At 38.5% G+C, this 14,888-nt stretch carries 14 protein-coding genes and 3 riboswitches; of the genes, 9 read left to right on the top strand and 5 right to left on the bottom strand.

Annotated elements, in window-relative coordinates:
- Positions 1-10: 10 nt before the first annotated feature.
- The 4 genes from uca to LJY09_RS04920 form a co-directional block, all read right to left on the bottom strand.
- Entirely contained in the window at positions 11-3,622 is a 3,612-nt protein-coding gene (uca, locus tag LJY09_RS04905; protein WP_228307510.1) for an urea carboxylase, read from the bottom strand.
- Positions 3,623-3,638: 16 nt separating this feature from the next.
- Complete coding sequence (locus LJY09_RS04910; protein ID WP_228307511.1) at positions 3,639-4,292, bottom strand: urea amidolyase associated protein UAAP2; 654 nt, start codon at positions 4,290-4,292, stop codon at positions 3,639-3,641.
- Between the two features lie 20 nt (positions 4,293-4,312).
- The gene (locus LJY09_RS04915; RefSeq protein WP_228307512.1) at positions 4,313-5,050 is read right to left on the bottom strand and encodes an urea amidolyase associated protein UAAP1; all 738 of its coding nucleotides are present in this window, start codon (positions 5,048-5,050) and stop codon (positions 4,313-4,315) included.
- Between the two features lie 47 nt (positions 5,051-5,097).
- Positions 5,098-5,202, bottom strand: a riboswitch (guanidine-I (ykkC/yxkD leader).
- A 124-nt stretch (positions 5,203-5,326) separates the two neighbouring features.
- The gene (locus LJY09_RS04920) at positions 5,327-6,676 is read right to left on the bottom strand and encodes an APC family permease (protein WP_108674425.1); all 1,350 of its coding nucleotides are present in this window, start codon (positions 6,674-6,676) and stop codon (positions 5,327-5,329) included.
- A gap of 63 nt (positions 6,677-6,739) precedes the next feature.
- Positions 6,740-6,841: riboswitch (guanidine-I (ykkC/yxkD leader) on the bottom strand.
- A gap of 210 nt (positions 6,842-7,051) precedes the next feature.
- Positions 7,052-7,153: riboswitch (purine riboswitch) on the top strand.
- 507 nt (positions 7,154-7,660) lie between these two features.
- On the opposite strand from LJY09_RS04920, the gene LJY09_RS04925 reads away from it, so the two are divergent.
- Positions 7,661-8,986 carry an amidohydrolase family protein gene (locus LJY09_RS04925; protein WP_224979867.1) on the top strand — a complete coding sequence of 442 codons (1,326 nt, stop codon included), beginning with the start codon at positions 7,661-7,663 and terminating at the stop codon, positions 8,984-8,986.
- Between the two features lie 47 nt (positions 8,987-9,033).
- Here the strand turns inward: LJY09_RS04925 and LJY09_RS04930 are convergent, their stop codons facing one another.
- Positions 9,034-9,231 (bottom strand): cold-shock protein, encoded by a 198-nt coding sequence (locus tag LJY09_RS04930; RefSeq protein ID WP_013055689.1) that lies wholly within the window; start codon positions 9,229-9,231, stop codon positions 9,034-9,036.
- 422 nt (positions 9,232-9,653) lie between these two features.
- On the opposite strand from LJY09_RS04930, the gene LJY09_RS04935 reads away from it, so the two are divergent.
- The 8 genes from LJY09_RS04935 (at position 9,654) to LJY09_RS04965 (ending at position 14,633) form a co-directional block, all read left to right on the top strand.
- A complete protein-coding gene (locus LJY09_RS04935; protein WP_108674428.1) occupies positions 9,654-10,286 on the top strand; it encodes an NAD(P)-dependent oxidoreductase in 633 nt (210 codons plus the stop codon).
- 174 nt (positions 10,287-10,460) lie between these two features.
- Positions 10,461-11,447: a Gfo/Idh/MocA family protein gene (locus tag LJY09_RS04940; protein WP_028412234.1), complete on the top strand. Its 987-nt coding sequence runs from the start codon at positions 10,461-10,463 to the stop codon at positions 11,445-11,447.
- A 573-nt stretch (positions 11,448-12,020) separates the two neighbouring features.
- On the top strand, positions 12,021-12,563 hold the full coding sequence (locus tag LJY09_RS04945; RefSeq protein ID WP_014461319.1) for a peroxiredoxin: 543 nt from the start codon (positions 12,021-12,023) through the stop codon (positions 12,561-12,563).
- A 116-nt stretch (positions 12,564-12,679) separates the two neighbouring features.
- A complete protein-coding gene (locus LJY09_RS04950; protein ID WP_013055693.1) occupies positions 12,680-13,123 on the top strand; it encodes a TlpA family protein disulfide reductase in 444 nt (147 codons plus the stop codon).
- Between the two features lie 148 nt (positions 13,124-13,271).
- Positions 13,272-13,406 carry a hypothetical protein gene (locus tag LJY09_RS27590; RefSeq protein WP_255293446.1) on the top strand — a complete coding sequence of 45 codons (135 nt, stop codon included), beginning with the start codon at positions 13,272-13,274 and terminating at the stop codon, positions 13,404-13,406.
- A gap of 244 nt (positions 13,407-13,650) precedes the next feature.
- The gene (locus LJY09_RS04955; protein WP_048020133.1) at positions 13,651-14,262 is read left to right on the top strand and encodes a sigma-70 family RNA polymerase sigma factor; all 612 of its coding nucleotides are present in this window, start codon (positions 13,651-13,653) and stop codon (positions 14,260-14,262) included.
- The gene (locus LJY09_RS04960) at positions 14,255-14,401 is read left to right on the top strand and encodes a YvrJ family protein (protein WP_013055696.1); all 147 of its coding nucleotides are present in this window, start codon (positions 14,255-14,257) and stop codon (positions 14,399-14,401) included. Before LJY09_RS04955 ends, LJY09_RS04960 begins: the two co-directional genes overlap by 8 nt.
- Positions 14,402-14,405: 4 nt before the next feature.
- Complete coding sequence (locus tag LJY09_RS04965) at positions 14,406-14,633, top strand: helix-turn-helix domain-containing protein (RefSeq protein WP_014461317.1); 228 nt, start codon at positions 14,406-14,408, stop codon at positions 14,631-14,633.
- Positions 14,634-14,888 lie beyond the last annotated feature (255 nt).

Raw genomic sequence — 14,888 nt, forward strand, 5'->3', positions numbered from 1 at the left:
TCCACCGTCCTTAATGAGTAATTGGAGAAAAGGCTTTTATACCGGCAATCAGCTGTCCAGCCTGTACTTCATCGCCGGGTTTTACATGAATAGAACTGATATATCCATCCATAGGTGCTAGCTGTGGAAACTCCATTTTCATGCTTTCTTCGATAATTAACGTATCGCCTTTTTTAACTTTTTGTCCTTCTTCAACAAGAACTTTCCATACGCTTCCCGGCATTGTACAGCGGGCGGCCTCCGTACCTTCAGGCAGTTTTTGTTCCGTAATTTCAGCTGTTTCATGTTCAGAGACGTACTCAGCTAAGCCGAGTGCTTTCCAATCTTCTCGTTCTGTTTGAAAAGCAGCCTGCTGGGTTTGACGAAAAGCAGCCGTGCTTTCTTCAATAGATGAAAGAAAATCTAAATATTCTCCAAGTTTAAACGTTGTCTCCGTAATATCTGCTTCAAATCTCCCGCGAAGAAAATCTTCGCGCAGTTTTAAAAGCTCATCTGCTTCTACTGGGTAAAATTGAATTTGATCAAAGAAACGAAGAAGCCACGGTTTTCCTGCTTCAAAACTTTCCGTTTGACGAAGTCGGTTCCACATTTGAATCGTGCGTCCCACAAATTGATAGCCCCCAGGACCTTCCATTCCGTATACGCACATATACGCACCGCCAATACCAACTGCATTTTCAGGTGTCCATGTACGAGCGGGATTATATTTCGTTGTCACTAAACGGTGACGAGGGTCTAGAGGCGTAGCAACAGGCGCACCTAAATATACATCTCCAAGCCCCCTTACAAGATAATTAGCGTCAAATACAATTTGTTTTACATCTTCAAGGTGATCCAGACCGTTTACTCGACGAATAAACTCTAGGTTGCTTGGACACCAGGGTGCATCTGGACGAACGTTTTGCTGATAGCGTTCAATAGCTAATTGAGTCGCAGGATCATCCCATGAAAGTGGAAGTTTTACAATACGAGAGGGAACTTCCATTTCTTCAAGAGGAGGAAGTGCGCGATCTATAGCTGAAATGTGCTGGCAAAGTTCAAGAATAGACATCTTTGTTGCATCAATATGAATTTGAAGAGAACGGATACCAGGCGTTAAATCTAGAACTGGTAAATCCTTACGCTTTTGAATAGCTTCCATTAAAGCATGCACTTGGAAGCGAAGCAGCAGATCCAGCTCCATTTCTCCGTACTCCACAAGTATATTTGCATCGCCTGAGCAGCGGACGGAAAATGGGAAGCGTCTATTTTCCGTTTCGTTAATCAGCAGCGGATAATCGCTTTTTAGCGGCTGTGCTACTGAATTTGTAAGCATAGGAAGTGATGCAGATGTTCCGATACGCTGTAAAAAGTCTTCCTGCGTACATTTGAGTTTTTCAGCTTGTTCAAGGTCAATTAATTTAAACGAAATTTTATCTCCGGGATGAAGCTGTCCTATTTTCCAAAACTCTGCTGAAGCAGTCGTAACAGGGCAAACAAAGCCGCCGAGGCTCGGACCGTCTGGGCCAAGTAAAATAGGCATATCTCCGGTTAAGTCTAAGGTGCCGATGGCATAGGCGTTGTCATGAATATTTGATGGGTGCAAACCGGCTTCTCCTCCATCTTCACGCGTCCAAAAAGGAGCGGGACCTATTAACCTAACGCCTGTTCTAGAGCTGTTAAAATGAACTTCCCATTTTGTATCTGTTAGCTGCTGCAAGTACTCTGGCTGCAAAAACTCTTCTGTACAATGAGGGCCGGGAATCACTCCGATTGTCCATTCTTTAGACATGGTCGGCTGGTAGGAAAGAGCAAGTTCATTTTCAACGTGAGCGTAGTCAGAAACACGCAGTACATCTCCCGTGCGAAGTGCTCTTCCGCCGTGTCCTCCGAAACTTCCTAGTGTAAAAGTAGAAGAACTGCCTAATATTTTAGGCATATCAAGTCCGCCGCCAATCAGTAAATACGTGCGCATTCCTTCGGTTGCTTCACCAAATGAAAGAATTTGTTCCGGCTTTGCTTGAATGGTTTTATACATGGGAATTTCAGCGCCGTCTAATGTAGCATGCATGTTAGCACCGGTAATACAAAAAGATACATCGTCTCTAAATTTATAAGAGCCGCCTCGGAGAGTCATTTCAATTCCCGGGGCATCCGGTGAATTTCCGAGAAGTTTGTTTCCTATGCGAAAAGCAAAAGGATCCATTGGGCCGCAGGGAGGAACTCCTACATTCCAGTGCCCGGTGCGTCCCGGGTAATCTTGAACAGTAGACTGAACGCCGCCGTCTAATACTTCAATTGCTTGTTCGCTCGGAGTATATGAGTTAAGCATTTGAGTATACACATCGCCTGTTTTACACGCTTTTTCTTCTAACAGTCCCTGCAAGTATTGAAGATTAGTAGTAACGCCGTATAATCTTGTCTCTTTTAAAGCAGCGCTCAATTTTAGAAGAGCTTCTTCTCGTGTTTTTCCATGAACGATAATTTTAGCGAGCATAGGATCATAAAGTGATGTTACAGTAATGCCGTCTCGCACCCATGTTTCAACTCGAGCACTTTTAGAGAAAATGGCTTGGTCGATTTGCCCGCCGCTTGGACGAAAATCATTTAAGCAATCTTCGGCATAAATACGCGCTTGGATACTGTGACCTGAAGGAACAGGAAGCAAAGAAGGAAGGTTTACCAGCTCATCGCATGCTTCTTTAAGCATCCATTCTACTAAATCGATGTTTAACACTTCTTCTGTAACGCCGTGTTCTACTTGAAGACGAGTATTTACTTCTAAAAAATAAAACTTCTCCGCTTCGGCGTCATATAAAAATTCTACTGTTCCTGCACTTCGGTATCCCACTTCTTTAGCTAGTCGAGTAGCTGCTTGCAGCATATTTTCCCGTATATATGAAGGGAAGTTTGGAGCTGGACTTTCTTCAATTACTTTTTGATTTCTTCGCTGAATAGAGCAGTCGCGTTCTCCTAAAGCCACTACTTCTCCAAAAGAATTCCCGAAGATTTGAACTTCCACATGGCGAGCTTTTTGAATGTATTTCTCTAAAAAAACACCGCTGTTTTTAAAGTTTGTTTGTGCTAAATGGCAAACTGAGTCAAAAGCGGTTTGAAGCGCTTTTTCATCCTGGCAAACACGCATTCCAATTCCGCCGCCGCCAGCTGTACTTTTTAACATAACGGGATAGCCAATCTCTTCAGCAGCACGTACAGCTTCTGATACATCTGTAATAAGAGGTGTACCAGGAAGCAAAGGCACGTCCGCTTTTTGCGCAATTTCCCGAGCTGAATGTTTCAATCCGAATATTTCCATTTGCTGAGGTGTAGGACCAATAAATACAATTCCTTCAGCTCGACAGCGACGAGCAAATTCCGCGTTTTCGCTTAAAAAACCGTAGCCTGGATGAATAGCTTCTGCTCCTGTTTTCTTTGCGATATCTAGAATAAGGTCTTCGTTTAAATAACTTTCTTTGACCGGGCCGCTGCCAATTAAAATGGCTTCATCTGCTTCATCAATGTGCAGGCTGTCTTGATCAGCTTCTGTATAAACAGCCACAGATTTCACTCCAAAATGTCGTAATGTTCGCTCAATTCTAACGGCAATTGCTCCTCGGTTCGCAATTAATACTTTTGTAAACATAGATGAACACTCCTTTTTATAATGAATCCCAAATAACTAAGCGAATAGGGGTAGGGTTATAATCGTTGCACGGATTATTAAGCTGAGGGCAGTTGCTGATCAATACAAGTGTAGGATTGATCGCTTCCATTTCTACATAGTATCCAGGTGCAGACACTCCGTCATTAAACGTTAATCCGCCGCTTGGCGTCACAGGTACATTCATAAAAAAGTTTACGTTCGGTGCTAAATCTCTTTTAGTGTAGCGGCTATCATATTTTGATAGCTGCAGCATAAATGTATCTCGGCAGTTATGCATCGGAAGCGTGTCATGTGCATAACGTACGGTGTTGCTTTGTGCGGAACAAGCTCCACCTAGGGTATCGTGGCGTCCGCACGTGTCAGCTACAATTTTGACTAGTTCTTTGCCAGATTGAGAAAGCAGCACTGTGCCGGTGGATAAATAAATATTTCCTTGATTAGCAATCGTCGATACTGCACTGTAATGATCTTCTGGATTTTCTGCATCAAAGAATAACGTATCCGCTGCTTGATTGCCTTCTACATCTATTATTCTAAGAGTTTGGCCTGCTTTAAGTTCGTGCATCCAGCCGTCCCCAGCCAGTACCGTTTCATCATAAATTGAGTTCTCTATGTTTCTGTTGCTTTCCACTCGATTAAATACAGCCATTATAGAAGCCTCCTTCATTTTTAAATCGTTGATAATGTTTTATTTCCAAGCAATAGGTCATAAGACCATGTGTTTTCAAACGCTCGTTTATTTTCAGGTCTGAAATTTAAACAGTAGTCATCTGAGCTTACAGGAGCTGCTTCATCTACGGTTATTTCAATCGGAACAGAAGGATACGTTTTACTTGGGTCTAAAGGGTTAGGGGTATTAGACAGTAGAAAAAGTAAATCCATTTCTGTTCTAAGCGTAATAAAATCTCCTTTTTTACAATGAGAAGAAACAAAATTCATATTGCCTTCTTCGTCGCAGTATACTTTTGAAAATAAGTTAAGATTAGGGACTAAATCCCGTGTTGTTAAACCGTTGCGCAGAAGCTCCATTGAGAAGTTTTCTTCTCCATTTCTTCTCCATTCGTTTCGAGATTCTTGATAAGTAGATACACCGTATTTTTGCTGAGTTAAGCTGCGCGTAGTGTAGCCTGAAATGGTATCATGCCAGCCGGTGGTGTCAGCAGTAATGCTTGCAAATGCTCTGCCGTTGTCACTCATCAGAACGTGTCCTTTTGTTAAATGAGCAGTATGCTGAGCTTTTAAGGTATCAGGCATGTTGTATCGTTCCGTTAAATCATAAGCGTTGTACAATAGTAGGGATGCGTTTGCACCGGATTCTTGTGCGGTAAACGTCACTGATTTTCCTCTCCCAATTCGTCCTGACCATTTTCCGCCCGCTGGGATGGTTTGCTTCCAGATATAACTCATAAAATAACCTCCTTAGAATAAAAAAAGGATAAAAGCTTGGGAGAGTAGTCTCCCAGGCTTTTATCCTTCCGTGTTATACAGCATAGCGCCATATCGCTCTCTCTCGGACCAGTCTTTAACGTATGTTAAACGGAACCCTAGACAGCTTTTTTGTTCTTAACATCTGTAAGAACCTTTATCCATTTGTGGCTTTCGATTAATCGTAGTATAGTATGTTTGAAAATAAGTTGACAAGCAGTTTGTTAGAATACCTGACACAAAAACTGATTTTTCAGTTTATTTTTCAGGGACCGTCACTTTTGAATGATCTCTCTTTACAAAAGGAGCCGGTAGTCGAGATTTTACAAAAAAATAGAGAAACCCAACCGTAAGCCAGGCGACACCAATCAAAAGAGTGTCTTTGTTTAACAGTGTGAGCAGCCATCCGATAAATGCCGCTCCTATCAAAGGGAAGATTAAATAAAGTATTGTTTCAGTAAACGATCGTTTCTTTAACTTAATATAAAAATGGGCAATGACTGATAGATTAACAAATGTAAAAGCGGTTAAGGCACCGAAACTGACAAAAGTAACGGCTGTGTTTAAATCAATAAACATTCCCAAAAACGAAAAAGCGGTAACAAGCAAGATATTCACCACGGGCGTTTTAAACGTTGGATGAATATATGAAAATACCTTCTGAGGCAGCACGGATTCACGGCCTAAAGCATATAAAAAGCGAGTCACGCTTGTGACTGAAGAAACTCCTTGAGTAAAGGTTGCGATAATTAAGACCGTAATAAATAGACTGCTTAAAAGATTTCCGCCCACTAATTTTACAAGGGTGTAGGCAGCATTATCAGGATTAGTAAATATGAATTTCGGATAGGCAATCTGTGTAAAATACGAAATAGCGATGTACATAACAGCTGCAATACAAACAATAAGAAAAATAGCTTTTGGAATTGTCCTTTCCGGTTGAATCGTTTCTTCCGCCATTGTTGTAACTGCATCAAATCCTAAAAAGCAAAAGCAAATGAGCGCAGCTCCAGAAAAGATAGTCGTAAACGGTACATCTGAAGCCCAAAAAGGATGAAGTGAAAAAAGAGTAGAAGAACTAGCTTGACCTGTTGCAATATCTTTGATGATAAATAAACAAAACAAACTTATAAATAGAATCTGAACTACAACAGAGATGCCGCTTATACGAGCTACAGATTTAATACCAACAATATTGACTAAAGCTAAGATAATGTTCATGACAATGACCCATACGTATACAGGAATAGAAGGAAATTCCGTATGCATAAAAATACCAAATGTTAAAATAGCGATAATAGGGGAGAAAATATAGTCTAAAAGAAGTGCCCAGCCTACTAAAAAGCCAAGGCGAGGATGTATAGCTTTTTTCGTATACGTATAAGCAGATCCCGCTATTGGATATGCTTTTACCATTCGGCTATAGCTATATGCGGTAAAAAAGATAGCTAAAAAAGCAATTAAATAAGCAAGGACCATTTGCCCTCCAGCCGCATCGTAGGCTACTCCGTAAACTGTAAAGAAAATCATCGGAGTCATCCAGGCAAGACCCAAAAATACAATTTGATATACCTTTAGCGATTTACTTAACGCTGGTTGGTTGTTCATATAAATCCCTTCTTTCCTCTATTTTATACTAGTAAAAAAGAAAAGCCTGGGAGAATGATGTCATTCTCCCAGGCTTTTATCCTTCCGTGTATACGGACCGTTCCGTACGCTCTCTCTCGGACCAGCCTTTAACATGTGTTAAACGGAACCCTAGATCGCTTTTTGTCTTCAACAGAGCGAAGACCTTTATAGATAATGTAAGTAGTTCGAAGTATAAGCAGGATTATAGGAAGATGCAACTACTGTGTTAGATAGTTTAACAAACTTTTTAAAAAAGTAAACTTTTGTAAAAGACGAACTATATATAATTTAATTAAAATATTATTCGTTTATAGTTGACTTATAGAGAGACCTATAGTATATTTGTAGACAAGAAAAAGCTAAATACGGTTCACTCATATATGTTTGAGAATATGGCTCAGACGTTTCTACCTTATCACCGTAAATGATAGGACTATGAGTAAAAAGTGAATCTAGGTTCCCATTTTTACGTTAGTAGAAAGTTTGGTCCAAGCGATTCACATATTCACTTTTGAAAGGAAGTGGATATGACACCGAAGGGATAAAAGCCCAGGCGGGTAGGTTTTTGCTCATTGTATTTGAGAGACCTGCCTTTGTTTGGGCTTTTTCTTATGTGTCTATTACAGTATAAGCGAGTAATGAAAATTTCTTGTTTGTATCTGCATTGCTTTCTGGGGAGAATAGCGATGTAAAGCATGAAATCACTCACTGAAGCTTTATCTGTAAGCCCTCATTTAACCATGGGAAGTACATTCTATCTATTTTCTAGCATTTTTTCTTTGATGAGCAGCGTGGGGACGCTGCTCCTTTTTTTGTTCTCGCTTTTTTCTCTGTAAATAAAGGCCTTTAAAGAGAAGGTGATTTGCGAAATTTGGCGAATTAATGCTTTAAACAATAAATAATAGAGAAGATAAAGCGGTCTATGAAAAATGAAGAAGTTGAAAAATTGAGGAGGGAATTATATTGCTTCACTTAATTAATGTTCGCTTGCCAATTATGCACGATCACGCTCTTTTTGAAGTGAAAATTTCAAATGGAATGTATACTTCTATCGTTTTACAAAACGGTTATCTTGAAGGTGACGAGTTTTTTCCGCTACACGCAGCCGTGTTAGGAAAAGAAACGTCACTTGATGCACAGGGTCGTGTGCTATTACCAGGATTTGTAGATATGCATATGCATTTAGACAAAGCTCATTCGCTTCCTCAAGTGCCCAATTTATCTGGAACTCTTCAAGAAGCCATTAAAAATTACAGCAGCAGCCTGCCGACATTTCCAGAAGAAGAAATTAAGCAGCGAATGTTTAAAACTGCTTTGCAGGCATTAGCTAACGGTACGACTACGATTCGAACGCATATTGATTTTGACTGCAGCATGGAAGAAGATAGTTTATTTCGAAGTTTACAAGCGGCTGTCGAAGTGAGAGATGAATTAAGCCCATATATGGACGTGCAGGTTGTTCCGCTATTCTCTAACCTAGACATTGATGATATGCATAAGATGAATAAAATTGAACGAGCATTGAATCTTGAAATTGATGCGATTGGAGGCTGTCCTCATTTAGCTAGAAATCCAGAAAAAGAGATTGATGCTCTATTTTCGCTGGCTCAAGCCTACAATAAACCTCTTGATTTACATGTGGATGAAAGCGATGATCCGTCTGTTGATACAATAATTAATATTGCTCATAGAACGATTGAACTGAATATGGAAGGAAAAGTGGTAGTGGGGCATCTTTGCTCGCTTGCAGGAATGACTGATGCAAAAGTGAAAGAAATCTTAAATCTTTTGAAAGAGGCAAAAATTGGAGTTGTCACATTACCTGCTTCTAATTTATATTTACAGGGAAGAGAAGATAAAGGAATTATAAGACGAGGCGTAACGCGTATTCGAGACATACAAAAAGCAGCGATTCCAATTGCTACTGCATCTGATAACGTGAACGACCCCTTTCATCCGTTTGGAAAAGCAGACTTGCTGCAAGTAGGGTTACTAACTGCCTATGCTGCACATATGGGAAGTCCAGATGATCAGCGGCAGTTGCTCCGAATGATTACAAGTATACCAGCCCGGCTGATTGGAAAAGAAAAGTATGGAGTGGAAGAAGGAAACGAAGCAAACTTTGTTCTGTTAAATGTCCAGTCTGTACAGGAAATATGGACTGAACTTCCTGAAACTCGCTTTGTTTTCAACAAGCATCGCTGGCTTAGCGTAAAAGAGACGCATCAGCGGCTCGCGGATACGAACTTGACTAATCTTTGGCAGGAAAATCAAATTTTAATTGGTTAAATAGACATAAAAAGAAGCTGTCACTAAAGTGACAGCTTCTTAATCAATTACTTTTGAACGTTAGCAGCTTGTGGTCCACGAGCTCCATCTTCGATTTCAAATGTAACTTCTTGACCTTCTTCAAGTGATTTGAAACCTTCGCCTTGGATAGCTGAGAAGTGTACGAATACGTCGTCTTGTCCTTCTACTTCGATGAATCCAAAACCTTTTTCTGCATTAAACCATTTTACTTTACCTTGTACCATTGTAGTACCTCCTGTGTGGAAAATCCACGAATATATTACTATCTCTGCTCAATTTCAATAAGAATCACTTTAAAGAAAGTCTTTCTATTTGTTAACACCGAACAAGAAATAATATACCTAGTATAACACTTTTTTATAAAAAAGAAACCTTTTTTCATAAAAAAGTACTCTGAGATAAAAATAAGTTGAAAATATGGATATATTTTGAAATAGTAAATAAGCTATTGTTTTGTGGATTTTTTAGCGATCCCTAAAATCTTTTATCTCGTAAAAAAATGAATAGTGAGGTTGACAAATTGAATGACGTGTAACTATAATGGTTACAACGAGCTGAAAAGAAAAAGCAGTGTTATAAAAGCTCAAATTTTTTGTGTAATGTGTAACTATTGTGGTTACAACGAAAATAAAAGGAGAGAATAAAAATGAAAATTGGCGTTATTGGAGCAACAGGAAAAGCAGGTCAATTAATTATGGAAGAAGCAAAACAGAGAGGACATGAAGTAACAGCCATTGTTCGAAATGCTTCTAAACTAAAAAATCAAACAAACGTAATTGAAAAAGATATTTTTTCCATTACTTCAAAAGACATTGAACAGTTCGATGCTGTGGTAGACGCATTTAATGCACCTCCCGGAAGTGAACAGATGCACGTTGAGTCTATACAATCACTTATTAAAGCATTTCAAGGTGTTCAAACGCGACTCGCAGTAGTGGGCGGAGCAGGAAGTTTATTTGTAGATGAAGAAAAAACAATGCCTTTAATGAGCACAGAAGGTTTTCCAGCAGCTTATTATCCAACGGCTTCAAATATGGGCAAAGGTTTAAAAGAACTAGAAAAATCAACTATAGATTGGACTTATTTAAGCCCAGCCGCTTTTTTTGACCCAGAAGGTGTTCGCACTGGAGCCTATCAATTAGGAAAAGATCACGTGATCACAAATAGTCAAAATGAAAGCTATATTAGCTATGCTGATTATGCGATTGCTTTAATAGATGAGTTAGAGAATAAAAACTATGTAAACGAACGTTTTGCTGTAGTGGGTGAGAAAGCATAAGCTTACGTTTGAGTCATATAAAAAAACAGCTTACATTTGTTGTGAGCTGTTTTTTTTATATAGAACAAAATAGATATAAAGCAATGGAAAATGGTATAGATTTTGTATTATTTCTTCGTTTTTCTTTTTAAAAACGATACAATACAACATAGATGATAAAAAGGAGATGAAAAGATGATTCGTTTTGGTGTAATAGGAACAAACTGGATAACAGATCGACTATTAGAATCAGCTCAGTATGTAGACGACTTTCAGCTTGCAGCTGTTTATTCTCGAACCATTGAAAAAGCAGAAGAATTTGCAGGTAAATATGATATTCCTCATATATTTACTGATTTAGAGGAAATGGCAGCAAGTGCTGAAATTGATGCAGTGTATATTGCTACTCCAAATGCTTATCATGCAGAACAGGCTATCTTATTTTTGAAAAATAACAAGCATGTACTGTGTGAAAAACCGCTCGCAGCCAATGCAGCAGAAGTAACTCGCATGATTCAAGCAGCCAAGAATCACAAGGTGTTACTAATGGAAGCGATGAAATCAACCCTTCTTCCTAACTTCAACGTGATTCAAGAGAACTTACATAAAATTGGTCCAATTCGGAAATACGTGGCATCTTACTGTCAGTATTCTTCTCGTTACGATAAATACAAAGAAGGTATCGTGCTTAATGCCTTTAAGCCAGAGCTTGCCAACGGTTCACTGATGGATTTAGGTGTATATTGTCTGTATCCTCTGATTACGTTGTTTGGAGGGCCTCATAAAATAAAGGCAACGGCGTTTATGCTAGAATCTGGAGTAGATGGAGAAGGATCAGTTGCTTTAGAGTACGAAGATCGCGACGCGGTCATCATGTATTCTAAGATTACAAATTCGCATTTACCAAGTGAAATTCAAGGAGAAAAAGGCAGTATGATTATTGACAAAATACATACCGCTGAAAAGGTAGAAATTCGATACAATGACGGACGGGTAGAAGAGTTAACAGTCGATCAGCCTTACCCTGCTATGTACTATGAAATAAATGAATTCGTAGAGCTGTTAAAGCAAGGAAAGATGGAATCGGACACAAATTCTTATGAAAATTCGTATCTAACAATGCATGTGATGGATAAAGTGCGAGAGCAAATCGGTCTTGTATATCCAAATGATAAGAAATAAATAAAAGAGGCTGGACAAAAGTAGTTTAGTTGAAGGAAGATCCGAACGAGTTTGATTCTTGATGGAGAATCAAACTCGTTCGGATTTTTTTATGGGTAGGATAAAAGCAGGTTTTAAGTAACAAGTAGTGACCCTTATTAGAAGATTTATACCATATGTTCGTCTCTAAATTGGATTTAGATCGTTATGTCTCATTCTCTTTTATTGTAGTTATAAAGAACATAATTGAGATTCGAAATCTTGTTGCAGCACACTGTAAAAGCAAATATGTTGAAACAAGGGAAGTTTTTTAGTATCTTCTATGTTCATTCACCCCTGCATACATAGGATTGATCAAGGGAAAGAATAAAAAGAGTGAGAAATATTCGATAATCAATCCTAGATTAAAATGATTATAAAAAAGTATTGACTATAATAATAGCTCGTGTATAATAAAGAATGTAATCAATAGTTATTACTAGTTTATAATGATACTAATAATCGTTATCAAATAGTAAATAGTGCTGATTGCATTAAAAATAATACATACAAGCATAGGCTTGTTAAATACATTGTACAAGGAGAGGTTTTGACATGGCAGAACGTATGGTAGGAAAACAAGCACCACGCTTCGAAATGGAAGCTGTACTTGCAAATAAGGAATTTGGAAAAGTAAGTTTAGAAGAAAATATGAAAAACGGTAAATGGACAGTATTGTTCTTCTATCCAATGGACTTTACATTCGTATGTCCAACAGAAATTACAGCTCTATCAGATCACTACGAAGAGTTTGAGGATCTAGATGCTGAAGTGGTAGGTGTTTCTACAGATACAATTCATACTCACTTAGCTTGGATTAACACAGATCGTAAAGATAATGGGCTTGGAGATTTAAATTATCCATTAGCTGCAGATCCAACTCATGCAGTAGCACGTGATTACGGCGTATTAATTGAAGAAGAAGGCGTAGCGCTTCGCGGATTATTCATTATTAATCCAGAAGGTGAATTACAATATGCAGTTGTAAACCATAACAACATCGGCCGCAGCGTAGAAGAAACATTACGTGTACTTCAAGCACTTCAAACTGGCGGACTTTGCCCAGCTAACTGGAAACCAGGTCAAAAAACACTTTAATAAATAACGGTGGCGTAGAGGAGAACTTCCTCTACTGCTGCCATTAAGATAGAAAAGATAGTTTTCTAATTATAAAAGACAGAATATTCAGTTTTATTTATGAGGAGGATTTTAACATGAAATTACGTGAACAAATGCCTGAATTAACTGGAGCAACATCTTGGATTAACGACGAAGTAACAAAGGAAGATTTAGTAGGTGATAAAGCAACGCTTATCCACTTTTGGTCAGTAAGCTGCCATTTATGTAAAGAAGCAATGCCTGAAGTTAATGATCTTCGTGATGAGTATGATGATCAATTGAATGTTGTAGCGGTTCATATGCCTCGTTCGGAAGATGACTTAGATATGGGTGTTATTGAGGCAATGGCAATGGGACACGATATTACTCAGCCAATTTATGTAGACAGTGAGCATAAGTTAACAGACGCTTTTGAAAATAAATATGTACCAGCATATTATGTATTTGATAAAGAAGGTCAGCTTCGTCATTTCCAAGCGGGTGGAAATGGAATGCCAATGCTTCGCAAACGTATCAATCGCGTTTTAGGAGAAGAATAATCTATACATGAAGAAGAAATAAAAAGGGCCGGGATAAAAATATTTTAGCCGAAGTGAAAAACGAAACACTGATCAACATGTTTGATTAGTGTTTCGTTTTTTTTGATATGCAGAACGTAGATTTCATCTGTTTCGTTCCTTCTAGCAGTTGATTAGAGGGCAAGGCGAAGACTCCTGCGGGAAAAGCGGAACAGGTGAGACCCCGCAGGAGCGCCAGCGACGAGGAGGCTCAGCGGCCGCCCGCGGAAAGCGAAGTCTTGCACGGAAATCAACTGCGGTGTAATAAGCAGTCCAGCTCATGTATCCTATTTGTTCGTCTTTAGATTGGATCCATTTCGTTATGTCTCAATCTCTTTTTTTTATTTTTACTGAGTCGTTTTGATTATTAATGAGCATTTCATCATATTGACATAAAAAACCTAATATAGTTAAATTTATATAAGAACAAACGTTCGTTTTTGGTGTTGTTATTTTACTCTTTTCTCCCTTTTTAATAAGTATAAGAAAAAAAGGAGGAGATTTGCACAATGACTCAGCTCTATTCGCAGCAAGAAAAGCGGCACGACAAAGAATGTACCTTTCATACATTTCTTACAAACCACAGCGCAACTCTTCAGACTCATATAATGAATACATTTTTGACACCAGAACGCTATGAGCGATTACAAAAAGCGGTTGTTAAAAATGATACAAAAGAACAAAGACTTCTAAACAAAGAATTTCATCAGTTTTATAGTGAAGTTAGATTGCTTCATTATATTAACAAGCTTTGCAGACATTATTCCAGAGATGTTATGCGTGTAAAAGAAAAAGAGCGTTCATATATTCCTCTTCGCCTGCAGCAGCCGGCTGCGCTAGATGGAAATCGAACAGTTGAAGATATGCTAGGAGTACAGGACGGAGCTGTATGGGAGCATGAATTTTTAGGAAATCAACTTGAAAATCGTATTCTTCATCATGCATTTCGCCAATTAACGGCCAAGCAGCAGTGTATGTTGCACTTGATTATTGTCGAACGCTGGACTCATAAAGAAATCGCTGCTTATTTTTCTATTTCTCAGCAAGCGGTTTCTAACCATTACCAACGTGCGCTAAGCAAGTTGAAAAAAATTATGAAGGTGAGTGATAGATATGTTTGATCCTCAATGGCTTCAACTTGTTGGAAACGTAGGATTTCCCGCTGTCCTTTCTTTTTATTTATTACTGCGTGTAGAAAACAATATAAAGCGACTCGAAGAAAAAGTGGAAGAATTAACAACTGACTTAAGAAAGAAGTGAAGAAATGGAAACTCTATATGAGCTTGTAAATAAAGTGAAAGCCGGAGATGAAGAAGCGTCAAGGCGTTTATTAAAAAAGCTGGAACCCAAAATAAATAAAGCTGTTCAAAGCTTTTCACTGCATGATAGAGACGACGTAAAGCAAGATTTAAAGGTTAAAATTCTTTCCGCTGTTAAGACCTTCGATTTTTCTCAAACGCCAGGTCTTTGGGAATTTTTACATCAAAAATAAAAAAGAGCGCTCGTTTTATCGACGCTCTTTTTTTATTTTTGTCGCAGTTCGACTACTTACATTTCAGTGGAACACTCAAAAAACAGAAAATGGATAAATATTTTAAAAAAGGTAAAAGGTGATGTGTACACATAGAGTTTAGTAGTATACTAACAAGTAGAATTTCTTATGTAAAAAGAGGGAAGTCGTTTCTTCCGTATAGAGGATTGTCTGCAACGAATATAGTATAGAAGCGTTTTATTTAATGAAGAAAAA

It is taken from the genome of Priestia sp. J2, assembly GCF_020790095.1.
GTDB classification, from domain to species: Bacteria; Bacillota; Bacilli; order Bacillales; family Bacillaceae_H; genus Priestia; species Priestia zanthoxyli.